Here is a 14863-nt window from a genome sequence, read left to right on the forward strand (position 1 = left end):
GGGGGCGTGCGCCGGTCGGGTGGGCCGGAGGTCCCTGCGGCCCAGGTCAGGAGGCCCAGGTCAGCAGGCGCAGGTCAGCAGGCCCAGGTCAGGACGTCGGTCCGGGGGTCGGCGGCAGGTGCTCGGGGTCCAGCACGTAGACCCGCAGGCTCAGCGGCTCGAGGACCGTCTCGGCGCCCGCCGTCGCGTGCAGCGCACCCGCGATCGCCGCCGAGCGGGCCTCGTCGGGGTGGTCCCACACGGAGTCCCACACGAGGCGCCAGCGGTCGCCGGGCCCGCCGGCGAGCGTCACGTCGACCTCCTGGAGCGCCCCGTTCACGACGACGAGCACCACGTCGGCCGCCGTGCGCGCGTCGTCGTCCGTCGCGCGCTCCATCTGCAGCGTGCGGATCGACGGGTCGTGCCAGCGGGCGTGGTCGAAGGGGGTGCCGTCGGCGGCGTACCAGGCGAGGTCCGGCCGTCCGCCCGGACGCAGCGGCCTCCCCGAGTAGAACCGGGTGGCGCGCAGCGCCCGGTGCTCGCGACGCAGCGCGAGCAGGTAGCGCGCGGTCGCGAGCAGGTCCGCACGCCACGGGGACAGGTCCCACGAGACCCACCCCAGCTCGGTGTCCTGGCAGTACGCGTTGTTGTTGCCGCGTTGGGTGCGGCCCAGCTCGTCGCCGGCCGTGATCATGGGCGTGCCCGCGGCCACGACGAGCGTCGCGAGCAGGTTGCGGATCGAACGGCGGCGCAGCGGCAGGAGCGCGGCCGCGGGCGAGTCGAGCTCGACCGGCCCCTCGACACCGTGGTTCCACGAGCGGTTGTCGTCGGTGCCGTCGCGGTTGTCCTCACCGTTGGCGAGGTTGTGCTTGTGGTCGTACGCGACCAGGTCCGCGAGCGTGAACCCGTCGTGCGCGGTGACGAAGTTGACCGACGCCTCGGGCCCGCGCACCAGCGGCGGGTCGCCGTGGCCGAACAGGTCGACGGACCCCGACAGCCGCGTGGCGAGGTCCCGCACGCGGTGCCCCGGCAGGCCGTGCGCGGCGCGCGCCGGGTCCGCGAGCCAGAACGAGCGCACGGCGTTGCGGAACCGGTCGTTCCACTCCGCCCACGGCAGCCCGAACTGACCCGTGCGCCACCCCCCGGGCCCGACGTCCCACGGCTCGGCGACGAGCTTGAGACCGTGCAGCGACGGGTCGGTCGCCACCCCGACGAGCAGCGGGTGGTCCGGCGTGAAGCCGTCCGGACCTCGGCCGAGCGTCACCGCCAGGTCGAACCGGAAGCCGTCGACGCCCACCACGTCCGCCCAGTAGCGCAGCGAGTCGAGCGTCATCCGCACGACCTCGGTGCGCCGCAGGTCGAGCGTGTTGCCCGTCCCGGTGACGTCCGCGAGCGTCGCCGGGACACCGCCGTCGTGCCGGTAGTACAGCGTGTTGTCCAGGCCCCGCCACGACACGTGCTGACCGGCGTTGCCGCCCTCGCACGTGTGGTTGTAGACCACGTCGAGCAGCACCTCGAGGCCCGCCTCGTGCAGCGCGTGCACCGCGCCCCGCAGCTCCGCGAGCACGGCGGCCGGGCCGGCCGCGCGCGCCGCGGCGGTCGCGTAGCGCGGCTCGGGCGCGAAGAACCCGAGCGTGCTGTAGCCCCAGTAGTTCGTCAGGCCGCGGGCCGTCAGGTGCGGCTCGGACGCGGCGGCGTGGACCGGCAGCAGCTCGACCGCGGTGACGCCGAGCCCGACGAGGTGGTCGACGACGGCCGGGTGCGCGAGACCCGCGTACGTGCCACGCAGCTCCGGTGGCACGTCGGGGTGCAGCATCGTCAGCCCGCGCACGTGCGCCTCGTAGACGACCGTGCGCTCCCACGGCACCCACGGGCGGTTCGCGGCCGGGTCCGGCCCCGGGAGCGCCGCGGTGTCCACGACCACCGAGTACGGCACGTGCCCCGCGGAGTCGCGCGGGTCGGCCGGGCCGTGCACGTCCCCGCGGAGCTCGTCGTCGAGGACGTGCCCGTACGTCTGCGGGCCGTAGCGCAGGCTGCCCTCGAGCCCGCGGGCCCACGGGTCGACCAGCAGCTTGGCCGGGTTGTGCCGCAGCCCGTGCACCGGGTCCCACGCGCCGTGCGCGCGCAGCCCGTAGCGCGTCCCGGGCGCCACGTCCGGCACGAAGCCCGAGAACACCCCGTGCACGGGCCCGTCGAGCGGGTACCGGCGCTCGGTGGTGTGCGGCTCGTCGCCGTGGCCGTCGAACAGGCACACCTCGACCCCGGTCGCGTGGGTCGCGAGCACGGCGACCTCGATGCCGCCGCGCACCGGGTGCACGCCCAGGCGCGCCGGGCGGCGAGGGGTCGTCGGTCGCGGGCTCACGCCGCACATTGTGTCCGACGCCCGTGTCGGGCGGGTGTCGCGGCCATGACAGCCGGCGTCCGGCGGCACCGGGGCGTCCGGCAGGCGAGCAGCACCGGACGCGTCGGGGCGTGCGGCGGGTAACGTTCCGGGCGTGAAGATCGTCGTCTGCGTGAAGTACGTCCCGGACATCCAGTCGGACCGTCGGCTCGTCGACGGTCGCACCGCCCGCGACGGCGGCGACGGGACGCTCAACGAGCTCGACGAGAACGCGCTCGAGGCCGCGCTCGCCGTCGTCGAGGCCGGCGGTGAGGGCTCGGTCGTCGTCGTGACCGTGGGCCCCGACGACGCGGTGGACGCCGTGCGCAAGGGTCTGCAGATGGGCGCCGACGAGGCCGTGCACGTCCTCGACGACGCGATCGCGGGATCCGACGCGCTCGGCACCGCGCGCGTGCTCGCCGCCGCGGTGCGGCACGTCGGCGGGGCCGACCTCGTCGTGACCGGCATGGCGGGGCTCGACGGCCTCACGTCCCTGGTGCCGACCGCGCTCGCGGCGTTGCTCGACGTCCCCGCCCTCCCGCTCGCGGCGAGCCTCGAGGTCACCGGCTCGACCGTGCGCGTGACCCGCAACCTCGACCACGCGAGCGAGGTGCTCGAGGCGGACCTGCCCGCGCTCGTCTCCGTCACCGACCAGGCCAACGAGCCGCGCTACCCCAACTTCAAGGGGATCATGGCGGCCAAGAAGAAGCCGGTCACCACCCTGACGCTCGCCGACCTCGGCCTCGACGCGACGCTCGTCGGCGACGCCGGCTCCCGCACGCAGGTGCTCGAGGCCGCGCCGCGCCCCGCGCGCGAGGACCGCGTGCTCGTCAACGACACGGGGGACGCGGGCGCCAGGCTCGCGGCCTACCTCGTCGAGAACCAGCTCGTCTGACCCTTCTTCTCCCGCGTGACCCGCCACGAGCCGCCCCGCGCGGCGCGTGGCCCGGCAAGAACTGAGGACCACCGTGAGCGACACCCTCGTCCTGCTCGACCACACCGCAACCGGCGCGCTGCGCACCCCCGTGCGTGAGCTCGTCACGCTCGCCCGCAGCCTGGGCGGCGCCGTGACAGCGGCGTGGGCGGTCGACGGTGCCGAGCCGGGCGCGCAGACGCTCGCGGAGCTCGGCGCGCTCGGCGTCACGCAGGTCTACCGCCTCACCTCCGACGCCGACCTGCACGCGACCGCGGTGCTCGCCGAGGGCGTCGCCGGACTGCTCGAGGCCACGGGGGCGCGGACGGTGCTCGCGACGTCGTCGTTCGAGAACAAGGAGGTCGCGGCGCACCTCGCGGTGACCACGGGCGCGGGCGTCGTGACCGACGCCGACACGCTCGAGCGCGTCGACGGCACGCTCGTCGCCGGCAAGACGGTGTTCGCCGGCACCTGGAGCACGCGATGCGCGGTCCGCGCGCCGCTCGCGGTCGTCCTGGTCAAGGCGAACAGCGTGGTCGCGACGGACGCCGAGGCGCCCGTCGAGCCGCAGGTCACCGAGCACGCGTTCACTGCGTCGCCGTCCGCCTCGCGCGTCCGCGTGGTCGAGCGGACCGAGCGTCCCGCGACGGGCCGTCCCGACCTGGGCAGCGCGACCATCGTCGTGACCGGCGGGCGCGGGACCGAGGGCGACTTCACGCCGCTCGAGGAGCTCGCCGACGTGCTGGGTGCCGCGGTGGGCGCCACACGCGTCGCCACCGACGAGGGCTGGATCGGCCACGACGCGCAGATCGGCCAGACCGGGATCACCGTCTCGCCCCGCCTGTACATCGGCGCGGGCGTGTCCGGCGCGGTGCACCACCGCGGCGGCATGCAGGCCTCGGGCACGATCGTCGCGATCAACTCCGACCCGGACGCGCCGATCTTCGAGATCGCGGACTACGGCATCGTCGGCGACCTCACGACCGTGGTCCCGCAGCTCACCGCGGAGCTGCGCCGCCTCAAGGGCTGAGACCGGACCGCGTCAGGTCGCGCGCAGCCAGTCGAGCGTGGCGTACGCCTGCGCGCGCTGGAACGCCCGCAGGTTCGGGATCCCCGGCGGGGCGGGCTGCACGCTCGAGCACGCGAACCAGCCCGCGAGCCCGGCGAGGCACGCGCGCAGCTCGTCGTCCGACACCCCGACCGACAACGGGTGGTCCCGGAAGATGCGCGCGGGCTCACCGCCGCCCTGCAGCGCGACGCTCGGCAGCATGAACGCGAGGTCCAGCCACGGCGCGCCCACCGAGGCGTGCGGCCAGTCGATGAGCCACACGCGGCCGCGGTCGTAGTCGATCATCACGTTGTCGGCGCGCAGGTCGCCGTGCACCAGCGCGTCGCCCGCGCACGCGGGCAGCGAGTCCTGCTCGAGCAGGACCAGCCGCTCGAGGTGCTCGACCGCCCACCGACCCAGGTCACCGCCGTCGCGCACGAGCGCGTCGAGGTCGGACCCGGGTCCCGCGGCGAGGCGCCGCCAGCCCTGGAAGTCGTCGGCGAGCCGGTCGTCCGTGCGGGGCAGCGCGTGGCCGACGACGGGCTCGGCGTCCGCGAGCCGCCCGATGGTCGCGAGCACCTCGCCCAGGTCGTCCGGCCGCCACGGCAGCTCGGGCGAGCGCCCGTGCACCACCTCGAAGCCGAGGACCACCCACTCGCCGTCGTCGTCCGACCACAGCAGGCGCGGCGCGGGCACCTCGGGCGGGAGCGCCGCCGCGTTGCGGATCTCCGCGCGCGCGAGCTCCGGCGAGTGGGGGTTCTGCTCGGGCGAGACGGCCTTGACGAACACGTCACGGCCGTCCGCGAGCTCCAGGACCGCCGCGAACCCCGGGGAGAAGCCGCTCGTGGCGTCCGTCTCGGCGGACACCGAGGCGCCGGCGAGCTCGCTGATGCGCGCGCGCACGTGACGGGGGAGGTCGCGCCAGTCCAGCCGCTGCCCGCTGAAGGCGAGCGGCATGGCCAGGACGTCGTCGTCGGCGCTCACGGCCGACATCCTGCCAGGTCCGGCCCGGACGGTGCGTCCCCCGTCCGGGGACGCACCGCTGTCGCACGCACGGGTTCGTAGACTCCAGGGGTGACCGCTGCCCGCACCACCGCGTACCTCGACCACGCGGCGACCACGCCGATGCTGCCCCAGGCGGCTCGCGTGCTGACCGAGGAGCTCGCGCGCACCGGGAACCCGTCGTCGCTGCACGCGTCCGGCCGGGCCGCGCGGCGCGTCGTCGAGGAGGCGCGCGAGCGTCTCGCCGCGTCGCTGGGCGCGCGGCCCAGCGAGGTGCTGTGGACGTCCGGCGGCACCGAGGCGGACAACCTCGCGATCAAGGGGCTGTTCTGGGCGCGCCGCACGCAGGACGCGTCGCGGCGCCGGATCCTGGTCTCCGCGGTCGAGCACCACGCGGTGCTCGACCCCGCGTTCTGGATGGCCGAGCACGCGGGCGCCGAGCTGGTCCTGCTGCCCGTCGACCACGAGGGCGTCGTCGACCTCGACGCGCTGCGCGCCGATCTCGAGGCGAACGCCGAGCACGCGGCGCTGCTGTCGGTCATGTGGGCGAACAACGAGGTGGGCACGCTCCAGCCGCTCGCCGAGGTCGTCGCGCTCGCGCGCCGGTACGGCGTGCCGGTGCACGCCGACGCGGTGCAGGCCGTCGGCCAGGTCCCGGTGGACTTCGCCGCGAGCGGGCTCGACGCGCTCACGGTGACCGGGCACAAGGTGGGCGGGCCGGGCGGTGCGGGTGCGCTGCTCGCGCGCCGCGGGCTCGAGCTGACGCCCGTGCTGCACGGCGGCGGCCAGGAGCGCGGCGTGCGCTCGGGCACGCTCGACGCGGCGCTGCTCGCGTCGTTCGCGGTTGCGGTCGAGGAGGCCGTGACGACGCGCGCGAGCGCGGCGCCGCGGCTCGCCGCCCTGCGCGACGAGCTCGTCGCGGGCGTGCGGGCGATCGACCCGACCGCCGTGCTGCGCGGCCCCGCCGACCCGGCGCGGCGCCTGCCCGCCAACGCGCACCTGACGTTCCCCGGCTGCGAGGGCGACTCGCTGCTGTACCTGCTCGACTCCGCGGGCGTCGAGGCGTCGACCGGCTCGGCGTGCCAGGCGGGCGTGCCGCGCCCGTCGCACGTGCTGCTCGCGATGGGTGTCGACGAGGACGACGCGCGGGGCGCGCTGCGGTTCTCGCTCGGGCGGACGTCCACGTCCGACGACGTCGCGGCGCTGCTCACCGCACTCCCGGCGGTGCTCGAGCGCGCGCGGGCCGCCGGGCTGTCGGGCTCGTCGCGAGCGACCTCGTCGTCCGCCGCCCCGCGCGCTGCGGGCACGCACGACGAGCAGGTGGCGTGATGCGGGTGCTCGCGGCCCTGTCCGGGGGCGTGGACTCGGCGGTCGCCGCCGCGCGCGCCGTCGACGCGGGGCACGAGGTCGTCGGCGTGCACATGGCGCTGTCCCGCACACGCGACCAGCTCCGCACCGGCTCACGCGGGTGCTGCTCGATCGAGGACGCGGGGGACGCGCGCCGCGCGGCCGACGTGCTCGGCATCCCGTACTACGTGTGGGACCTGTCCCAGCGGTTCGAGGAGACGGTCGTCGCCGACTTCCTGGCCGAGTACGCGGCGGGTCGTACTCCCAACCCGTGCGTGCGCTGCAACGAGCACGTCAAGTTCGCGACGCTGCTCGACAAGGCTCTCGCGCTCGGGTTCGACGCCGTGTGCACGGGGCACTACGCGCGCGTCGTCGAGCGCGCCGACGGGACGCGTGAGCTGCACCGCGCGCGCGACGCCGCGAAGGACCAGTCCTACGTCCTCGCGGTCATGGGGCCCGACCGCCTCGCGCGGTCGCTGTTCCCGCTCGGTGACGTCTCGTCCAAGGACGAGACGCGCCGCGAGGCGGCCGCGCGCGGGCTGTCCGTCTCGGCGAAGCCCGACTCGTACGACATCTGCTTCGTCGCCGACGGCGACACCCAGGGCTTCCTGCGCGACCGGCTGGGCGCGCAGCCCGGCGAGGTCGTGGACTCCCGCGGCGAGGTCGTCGGGACGCACGACGGCGCGTACGCCTACACGGTCGGGCAGCGCCGCGGGCTCGCGCTCGGGCGCCCCGCCGCCGACGGACGTCCGCGCTACGTGCTGCGCGTCGAGCCCGTGGCCAACCGGGTGGTCGTCGGACCGGCCGACGAGCTCGTCGTCGACCGCGTGCTGGCCGACCGGGCGGTCTGGTACGACGACCGGTACGACGCCTGGCGCGACGACGCGGCGCGCGCCGGCGACGGCCTCGGGCCCGTGAGCGTGCAGGTGCGCGCGCACGGCGCTCCCGTGGCCGCGACGGTCGAGCCGCCCGCGCGCCACGGCGACGTGGACCGCGTCGCGGTGCGGCTGCACGAGCCGCTGCGCGGGGTCGCACCGGGGCAGTCCCTCGTCGTGTACGCCGGCACGCGCGTGCTCGGCCAGGCGACGGTCACCTCGACCGAGCGCGTGGGAGGCACCGCACAGGCTCCTGCACAGGCCGCTGGACAGGCCGTCGTGCGGACCACCGCGTGATCGGCGTCAGCGGCCCGGGTGCCTGGCCCGGCGAGGACGTCCTCGAGGCCCAGACGACCGTGCTCGGCGACCTCGTCGACGTCCCGCCCGAGGTCCGGGGGCTGCCGTTCGTGGTCCACCTGCCCGCGCGCGGCCCGGCCGGCACGCTCGTCGCGCGCACGCTCGGCCTGCTCGTCGACCTGCCCGCCGAGCTCGGACCGCACGGCTGGCGGCTCGCCGACCGCCCGGGCGGCGACCTCGCCCGCACGCGCGCGGCGACGCGCGAGGACCTCGACGCGCTCGCGGTCGCCGGGCACGGCTACGCGGGTCCGCTCGTCGTGCCCGTGCTCGGCCCGGTGACGCTCGCGGCGACGGTGTACCTCGCGCGCGGCGACCGCGCGGTCGCGGACGGTGGCGCGCTGCGCGACCTCGCCGACTCGCTCGCGGCCGGTGTCGCGGAGCACCTGGGCGCCGTCCGACGGGCCGTGCCGGGCGCCGAGCCGCTCGTGCTCGTGCACGAGCCGTCGCTCGCGCAGGCCGTCGCGGGCGTCCTGCCGTCGTTCTCCGGCTACGCGCGGCTGCGCCGGGTGCCGGGGCCGCTCGCGGCCGAGCGGGTGGGGACCGTTCTCGACGGCGCGCGGTCGGGCGGCGCGGGAGGCGTCGTCGTGCACGGCGGCGCGGCGTGGACGACCGTCCCGACCGTCCGTGCGGCCGGTGCCGACGCGGTCGCGCTCGAGGTGGCGGCGCTCGACGAGCCGGGCTGGGAACGCGTCGCGGAGGCGGTCGAGGCGGGCCTGCGGCTGTGGGCGCACGTGCCGCCGCAGCGCTCGTCGCAGTGCGCGGGACCGGACGCGGTGGGCCAGGCGCGGACCGTCACGGACCCGTGGCGCCGGGTCGGGCTGCCCGCGGCGGGCCTCGACGACGTCGTGCTGCTCGCGCCCGAGCCGGCGGGCGGTCCCGACGAGGCGCGCGGTGCGCTCGCGGGCGTCGTGCGGGCCGCTCGCGTGGTCGCGGAGGCGGTGCACGGCTGACCCGCGCAGCGGCCGTGGCCGGGCGGTCGCCCGCACGGGTCCCGGGCGGTTCGCGTACGCTGCACGGGCGCGACCGGCGCGCGAGGCGAGGAGAGACGTGGACCAGGCAGACGCGCGCGGCGCGACGACCGACGGTGGCCGACCCGCGGCCGGTGGGACCGGCAGCCCGGCGGGCGGCGCGGGACCGACGCGCGCGACCCTCGTGCGGCCGCTCGTGCTGCTGGTCGCGAGCGCCGCGGCGCTCGTCGGCATCGTCATGCTCCTGACCACGCTGATCACGCTCGGCTCGCAGTCGCTCGACGCGAGCGAGTCCGGGGACGTGCCGTGCCTCGAGGCCGTGAGCGGCTCGGTCCAGGGCGCATCGCTCGACAACGCCTACCTGCCGCCGCGCGCGACCTGCACGTGGCTGGTCGACGGAGCGCCGCAGACCGTCGTGGTCGCCCAGCCGTCCGTGCCGGTCTTCTGGGTCGGGCTGGCGCTGGCCGTCGTGGGCGTGGTGACCTGCGCGACCGTGCTGCTCGCCGGGCGCCGGCGAGCGTCCCGGGCGCGCGCGACGCGCTGAGCCGAGGCGCGCCGCGGGGTCGGCGTCTGTCGGCGGTCGCCGCCACAATGGGCGGGTGACGCAAGAGAACGAGGAGATCCCGCCCGAGGCTCGCCACCGTTGGGACGAGCTCGCCGAGCGGATCCGCGCGGACCAGTTCGCCTACTACGTGCGGGACGCGCCGAGCTCGTCGGACGCGGAGTACGACGCGCGGTTGCGCGAGCTCGGTGAGCTCGAGGAGACCTACCCGGGGCTGCGCACGCCCGACTCGCCGACGCAGCTCGTCGGCGGCACGTTCTCGACCGAGTTCCGCGCGGTCGACCACGTCGAGCGCATGCTCTCGCTCGACAACGCGTTCTCCGACGAGGACGTGCGTGCGTGGGCGGACCGCGTCCAGCGGGACCTGGAGACCGACGAGCCGCCGCACTACCTGTGCGAGCTCAAGATCGACGGCCTCGCGATCGCCCTGCTGTACGAGAAGGGCCGCCTGGTGCGCGCGGCGACGCGCGGCGACGGGCGCACCGGTGAGGACGTCACGCTGAACGTCCGCACGATCACGACGATCCCCGACGTCCTCGCGGGCGACCCGGCGACCCACCCGGAGCTCATCGAGATCCGCGGCGAGGTGTTCCTGCCGGTCGAGGCGTTCACCGCGCTCAACGAGGCGCAGGTCGCGGCGGGCAAGGCGCCGTTCGCGAACCCCCGCAACGCCGCGGCGGGCTCGCTGCGGCAGAAGGACCCGCGCGTGACCGCGTCGCGTCCGCTGCGCATGTACGCGCACGGGATCGGGGCGTTGCGCTGGGCCGACGGCACCCGGCCCGCGGACCTGACGCGGCAGTCCCAGGTGTACGACCTGCTGGCCGGCTGGGGAGTGCCCACGTCCTCGCACACGCGCGTGGTCCAGGGGCTCGACGGTGTGCGGGAGATGATCGCGTACTACGGCGAGCACCGGCACGACGTCGAGCACGAGATCGACGGCATCGTGCTCAAGGTCGACGAGATCGGCCTGCAGCGCCGCCTCGGCGCGACGAGCCGCGCACCGCGCTGGGCCATCGCCTACAAGTACCCGCCCGAGGAGGTCAACACGCGCCTGCTCGCGATCGAGGTGGGCATCGGCCGCACCGGGCGGGCGACGCCGTTCGCGGTCATGGAGCCCGTGTTCGTGTCGGGCTCGACCGTGCGCCAGGCGACGCTGCACAACCAGGACGTCGTGCGGGCGAAGGGCGTGCGTGTCGGCGACATGGTCGTGCTGCGCAAGGCGGGCGACGTGATCCCCGAGGTCGTGGGGCCCGCGCCCCAGGCCCCCGACGACTCCGTGCCGCGCGTCGAGTGGCACATGCCCGCCGACTGCCCCGAGTGCGGCACGCCGCTGCGCCCGATGCGCGAGGGCGACGTGGACCTGCGCTGCCCGAACGCGGAGACCTGCCCGGCGCAGGTGCGCGGGCGCGTCGAGCACATCGGCTCGCGCGGCGCGCTCGACATCGAGGCGCTCGGCGAGGTCACGGCCGCGGCGCTCACGCAGCCCGACGTGCCGCGGGAGCCGCCGCTGCGCACCGAGGCGGACCTCTTCGACCTCGTGGGGTACGCGGCGGACGCGTCCGACGAGGAGCGCGAACGCGTGCGTGCGGCGAGCCTGGCGAGGCTCGCCGAGATCGAGGTCGTCGTGCGGGACCCGGAGACGGGGCTGCCGCGCGAGGACGAGGACGGCAACGTGCGCCGGCGCACCCCGTTCCGCCGCCGCCTCACGTGGAGCCGCGCGCAGCGCACCGCGGCCGAGGCGCAGGGCCGTGAGCTGCCGGACTGGGAGCCGTCCGAGGCCGCACGCACGCTGCTCGACCAGCTCGACCTCGCCAAGACGAAGGAGCTGTGGCGCGTGCTCGTCGCGCTGTCGATCCGGAACGTGGGCCCCACGGCGGCGCGCGCGCTCGCGCAGGAGTTCCGCTCGATGACCGCGCTGCGCGAGGTCGTCGAGGGCGACGCCGAGACGGCCGCGGGACGTCTCGCGGGCGTGGAGGGCGTCGGCCCCACCATCGCGCAGTCGCTCACGGACTGGTTCGCGACGCCGTGGCACGCGCAGGTCGTCGACCGGTGGCGCGACGCGGGCGTCCTCATGCGGGACGAGGCGGGGGCAGATACCGAGCGCACGCTCGAGGGGCTCACGGTCGTCGTGACCGGCAGCCTCGAACGGTTCTCGCGCGACGAGGCCAAGGAGGCGATCCTCGTGCGCGGCGGGAAGGCCGCCGGCTCGGTCTCGAAGAAGACGGACTTCGTCGTGGTGGGGGAGAGCGCGGGCTCGAAGGAGACCAAGGCGCGCGAGCTCGGCCTCACGATCCTCGACGAGTCCGGGTTCGAGCGGCTGCTGGCCGGGGGACCGGAGGCCGTCGCGTGAGCGCGCGGGACGGTGGCGCGCCCGCGTCCACGGTGTCCAGGGGCACGGTGTCCAGGGGCACGGTGTCCAGGGCGAAGGTGCCGACGGCGCTCGCGCCGGGGGTCGAGGTCGAGATGGCGTGCTGGCCCCCGCTGCGTCGCGTCGTGACGACCCAGGGGTGGTGGGTGGGCCTGTCCGGCGGGCTGACGAAGCGCGCGAACAGCGCGGTCGCGCTCCAGGTCCCCGACGGCGGCGTCCCGAGCGCGGTGGACGAGGTCGAGACGCACTACGCGGCGGCCGGTCTGCCCGCGGTGATGCGCGTCGGCCACGGCGGCCTGCAGGACGAGGTGCGCGGCGAGCTCGACGGCCGCGGGTGGGCCGAGCGCGCGGTCACCGCGGTGCTCGCGCGCCCGCTCGACGGTCTCACGGCGACGCCCGGGGGCGGTGCCGTGCGCACGTCGCTCGCACGCGAGCCCGACGACGCGTGGCTCGACCTGCACCTCGACGTCAAGGGCGCGGACGCATGCGACGGCGGTGCGCGGCGCGCGCTGGCCCGCGCGATCCTCACGGGCGGCGAGGCGTGGCACCTGACGGCGTACGACGACGACGCGCTCGTCGGCATCATCCGCGTGGCACGCGCCGGGCGCTGGGGTGCGCTGTCGTGCCTCGCGGTGCGGCCCGAGCACCGCCGGCGAGGCACCGGGCGGCTGCTCACGCTGCGCGGGCTCGAGGTGGCGCGCGAGCACGGCGCGTCGCACGCGTTCCTCCAGGTCGAGGAGCACAACACGGGCGCGGCCGCGCTGTACGCGGACCTCGGCTTCGTCCGGGTGGACGGGTACAGCTACCTCGAACGGCCCACCGCCGACGGCACGGTGCCCGCGGGTTCCTGCTGACCTGACGTCCTGTGCACAGGCGGTCCGAAACCGCCCACACCGAGTCTTGGTCTCTGACATACTGCTCCGTTACTCACGGCCGGGGACGCTCGCTCCCGCCGCAGAGGACGGCTCATCCGCCCGTGCACCCGCCCGACCCGGCGAGAAAGAGGTAGCACCCCCGTGACCGTGTTCTTCGTGGTCGGCGCCGTCGGCCTCCTGCTGCTCGTCCTGTCGCTCGTCGTGGGCGAGATCTTCGAGTCCTTCGAGATCGGCGACGGTGGCATCTCGGGCCTGGCGGTGGGGATCGGCGCGGTGGTGTTCGGTGCGTCCGGCGTGCTCGCGCGCTCGGCCGAGCTCGCCGACGTCTGGGCCTACGTCATCGCGGCGGCGTTCGCGGTGGTCGCCGGGCTCGTCGCCCAGACCGTGATCACCAAGCTCGCCGCGTCCGAGGACGCCCCGCCGCCGCCGCTGGAGGGGGCCTTCGGGGTCCTGACCTCGACGACGGGCCCCGAGGGCGGCGAGGTCCGGCTCGAGGGCGTGCGCGACCTCGAGAGCCGGCTCGCGTGGGCCGACGAGGAGCTGCCGGCGGGGACCCGCATCGTCGTCGTCGGGGTCTCCGGGTCCCGCGTCCGCGTGCGGCGCGCCTGACACCGGGCCGCGCGGCCCACCCCTACCACCCGTCCCCGCGGCACAGGCCGCGGGCCTGAAGAGAGGAGCCCGGGGCGACCCGGACACCATGCCCGACTTCCTCAGCAGCGGCTCGGCGGTCCTCGCCGTCCTCGCGCTCGTCATCGCGTTCGTCGCGGTCATCACGCTCGTCACCAAGCGCATCCGGCGCGTCCCGCCGAACGAGGCCCTCGTCATCGTGGGCCGGGGCGCCGGCAAGAACGCGGGCGACGGCGGCCAGCGCGTCGTCGTCGGCGGGCGCGTCTTCGTCTGGCCCGTGCTCCAGCAGGGCTTCCCGATCTCGCTAGAGCAGCGTCAGATCGGCATCACGGTCGAGGGCGTCGACAAGAACCGGATCAAGCTCGCCATCAAGGCCTCGATCAACTTCAAGGTCCGCGGGGACGAGGAGGGCGTGCGACGCGCGGCCCAGCGGTTCCTCTCGCAGCAGGCGACGCTCACCGACGTCATCAAGGAGTCCCTCGAGGGCTCGCTGCGCTCGATCATCGGCGACATGACGATCGAGCAGATCATCTCCGACCGCAAGTCGCTGCAGGACGCGGTGGTCGCCTCGACGAAGACGGACCTCGCGGAGCAGGGCCTGCAGGTCGACCTGCTCAACATCTCGGACATCTCCACGCCGGGCTCGGACTACCTGGCGAACCTCGGGCGCGCCGAGGCGGCCCGTGCACGGCAGGTCGCCGAGGTGAAGGAGGCCGAGGCGCAGCAGGTCTCCGAGTTCGCGAAGATCGTCGCGGCCGAGGCCATCGCCGAGCGCCAGCGCGACCTCGCGCTCAAGCAGGCGACGATCAAGGCGGAGACCGACCGCGCGAACGCGGAGGCGGACGCCGCGGGCCGGCTCGCACGCGCCGAGCAGGACAAGCTGGTCGCCCTCCAGGAGCGTGAGGCGCTCGCCGAGAAGGCCAAGGTCACCGAGGAGCAGCTGGACATCGACGTGCGCAAGCCGGCCGAGGCCGCCGCGTACGCCGCGGTCCAGCAGGCGACCGGTGAGCGTGACGCCGCGAACGCGGCGACCGAGGCGGACGCGTTCAAGCGCACGCGCATCGCCGAGGCGAACAAGGTCGCGGCGGTGAACGACGCGGAGGCTGCCGCGCAGGCCACCATCCGTGCCGGTAACGCCGAGCGCGACCGGCAGCTCGCCGAGGCGCAGGCGGTCGAGGCCCTGGGTCTCGCGCGGGCCGCCGCCGCGAAGGCCGAGGGTCTGGCCGCCGCCGAGGCGACCAAGGCGCAGGCCGAGGCGCTGCGCGAGCAGGGCGAGGCGATCCTCGCGCAGCAGGTCATCGGCGTGCTCCCGGAGATCGTGCGCGCGGCGTCCGACCCGATCGCCGCGATCAAGCAGCTGACCGTGGTCTCGACCGACGGCGCGTCGGCGGTCACCAAGACCGTCGGCCAGGTGCTCGGTGAGGGCCAGGAGGTCGTCAAGTCGCTCACGGGCATCGACATCGCGGCGGTGCTCTCGGGCGCAGCGGGCGGCGTGGCCGCGGGCGTGCTGAACCACCAGGGCGGCAACCACACGGACACCCGCTCCTGATCGGCGCCGGTCG

General features: G+C 75.7%; 12 protein-coding genes. 10 read left to right on the forward strand and 2 right to left on the reverse strand.

All coding sequences use genetic code 11. The features are described 5' to 3' along the window. Nucleotides 1-88: 88 nt before the first annotated feature. Nucleotides 89-2350, reverse strand: a complete 2262-nt coding sequence (gene glgX, locus CBP52_RS01125; RefSeq protein WP_094179468.1) for a glycogen debranching protein GlgX — start codon at nucleotides 2348-2350, stop codon at nucleotides 89-91. Between the two features lie 124 nt (nucleotides 2351-2474). Here glgX and CBP52_RS01130 point away from each other — a divergent pair, with 124 nt between their 5' ends. Both CBP52_RS01130 and CBP52_RS01135 read left to right on the forward strand, forming a co-directional pair. Continuing rightward, nucleotides 2475-3254: an electron transfer flavoprotein subunit beta/FixA family protein gene (locus tag CBP52_RS01130; protein ID WP_094179469.1), complete on the forward strand. Its 780-nt coding sequence runs from the start codon at nucleotides 2475-2477 to the stop codon at nucleotides 3252-3254. A 73-nt stretch (nucleotides 3255-3327) separates the two neighbouring features. Next, on the forward strand, nucleotides 3328-4302 hold the full coding sequence (locus CBP52_RS01135; protein WP_094179470.1) for an electron transfer flavoprotein subunit alpha/FixB family protein: 975 nt from the start codon (nucleotides 3328-3330) through the stop codon (nucleotides 4300-4302). A 12-nt stretch (nucleotides 4303-4314) separates the two neighbouring features. Here CBP52_RS01135 and CBP52_RS01140 read toward each other — a convergent pair whose 3' ends face one another. Then, nucleotides 4315-5304 (reverse strand): phosphotransferase family protein, encoded by a 990-nt coding sequence (locus CBP52_RS01140; protein ID WP_369826261.1) that lies wholly within the window; start codon nucleotides 5302-5304, stop codon nucleotides 4315-4317. Between the two features lie 90 nt (nucleotides 5305-5394). On the opposite strand from CBP52_RS01140, the gene CBP52_RS01145 reads away from it, so the two are divergent. The 8 genes from CBP52_RS01145 (at nucleotide 5395) to CBP52_RS01180 (ending at nucleotide 14850) form a co-directional block, all read left to right on the forward strand. Continuing rightward, a complete protein-coding gene (locus tag CBP52_RS01145; RefSeq protein ID WP_369826262.1) occupies nucleotides 5395-6651 on the forward strand; it encodes a cysteine desulfurase family protein in 1257 nt (418 codons plus the stop codon). Beyond that, nucleotides 6651-7841, forward strand: coding sequence for a tRNA 2-thiouridine(34) synthase MnmA (gene mnmA / locus CBP52_RS01150; RefSeq protein WP_094182044.1), 1191 nt, complete (start codon nucleotides 6651-6653; stop codon nucleotides 7839-7841). The genes CBP52_RS01145 and mnmA overlap by 1 nt, the downstream gene beginning before the upstream one ends. Then, nucleotides 7838-8851: a hypothetical protein gene (locus CBP52_RS01155; protein WP_094179472.1), complete on the forward strand. Its 1014-nt coding sequence runs from the start codon at nucleotides 7838-7840 to the stop codon at nucleotides 8849-8851. The genes mnmA and CBP52_RS01155 overlap by 4 nt, the downstream gene beginning before the upstream one ends. Nucleotides 8852-8948: 97 nt before the next feature. After that, entirely contained in the window at nucleotides 8949-9413 is a 465-nt protein-coding gene (locus CBP52_RS01160) for a hypothetical protein (protein ID WP_094179473.1), read from the forward strand. 55 nt (nucleotides 9414-9468) lie between these two features. Next, the gene (gene ligA / locus CBP52_RS01165; protein ID WP_094179474.1) at nucleotides 9469-11781 is read left to right on the forward strand and encodes an NAD-dependent DNA ligase LigA; all 2313 of its coding nucleotides are present in this window, start codon (nucleotides 9469-9471) and stop codon (nucleotides 11779-11781) included. 62 nt (nucleotides 11782-11843) lie between these two features. After that, complete coding sequence (locus CBP52_RS01170) at nucleotides 11844-12653, forward strand: GNAT family N-acetyltransferase (RefSeq protein ID WP_157732462.1); 810 nt, start codon at nucleotides 11844-11846, stop codon at nucleotides 12651-12653. A gap of 162 nt (nucleotides 12654-12815) precedes the next feature. Beyond that, the gene (locus CBP52_RS01175) at nucleotides 12816-13283 is read left to right on the forward strand and encodes a hypothetical protein (RefSeq protein ID WP_094179476.1); all 468 of its coding nucleotides are present in this window, start codon (nucleotides 12816-12818) and stop codon (nucleotides 13281-13283) included. An 88-nt stretch (nucleotides 13284-13371) separates the two neighbouring features. Then, nucleotides 13372-14850, forward strand: a complete 1479-nt coding sequence (locus CBP52_RS01180; RefSeq protein WP_094179477.1) for a flotillin family protein — start codon at nucleotides 13372-13374, stop codon at nucleotides 14848-14850. The last annotated feature ends 13 nt before the right edge of the window (nucleotides 14851-14863 follow it).

This window comes from Cellulomonas sp. PSBB021, from assembly GCF_002240455.1.
Taxonomy (GTDB): Bacteria; Actinomycetota; Actinomycetes; order Actinomycetales; family Cellulomonadaceae; genus Cellulomonas; species Cellulomonas uda.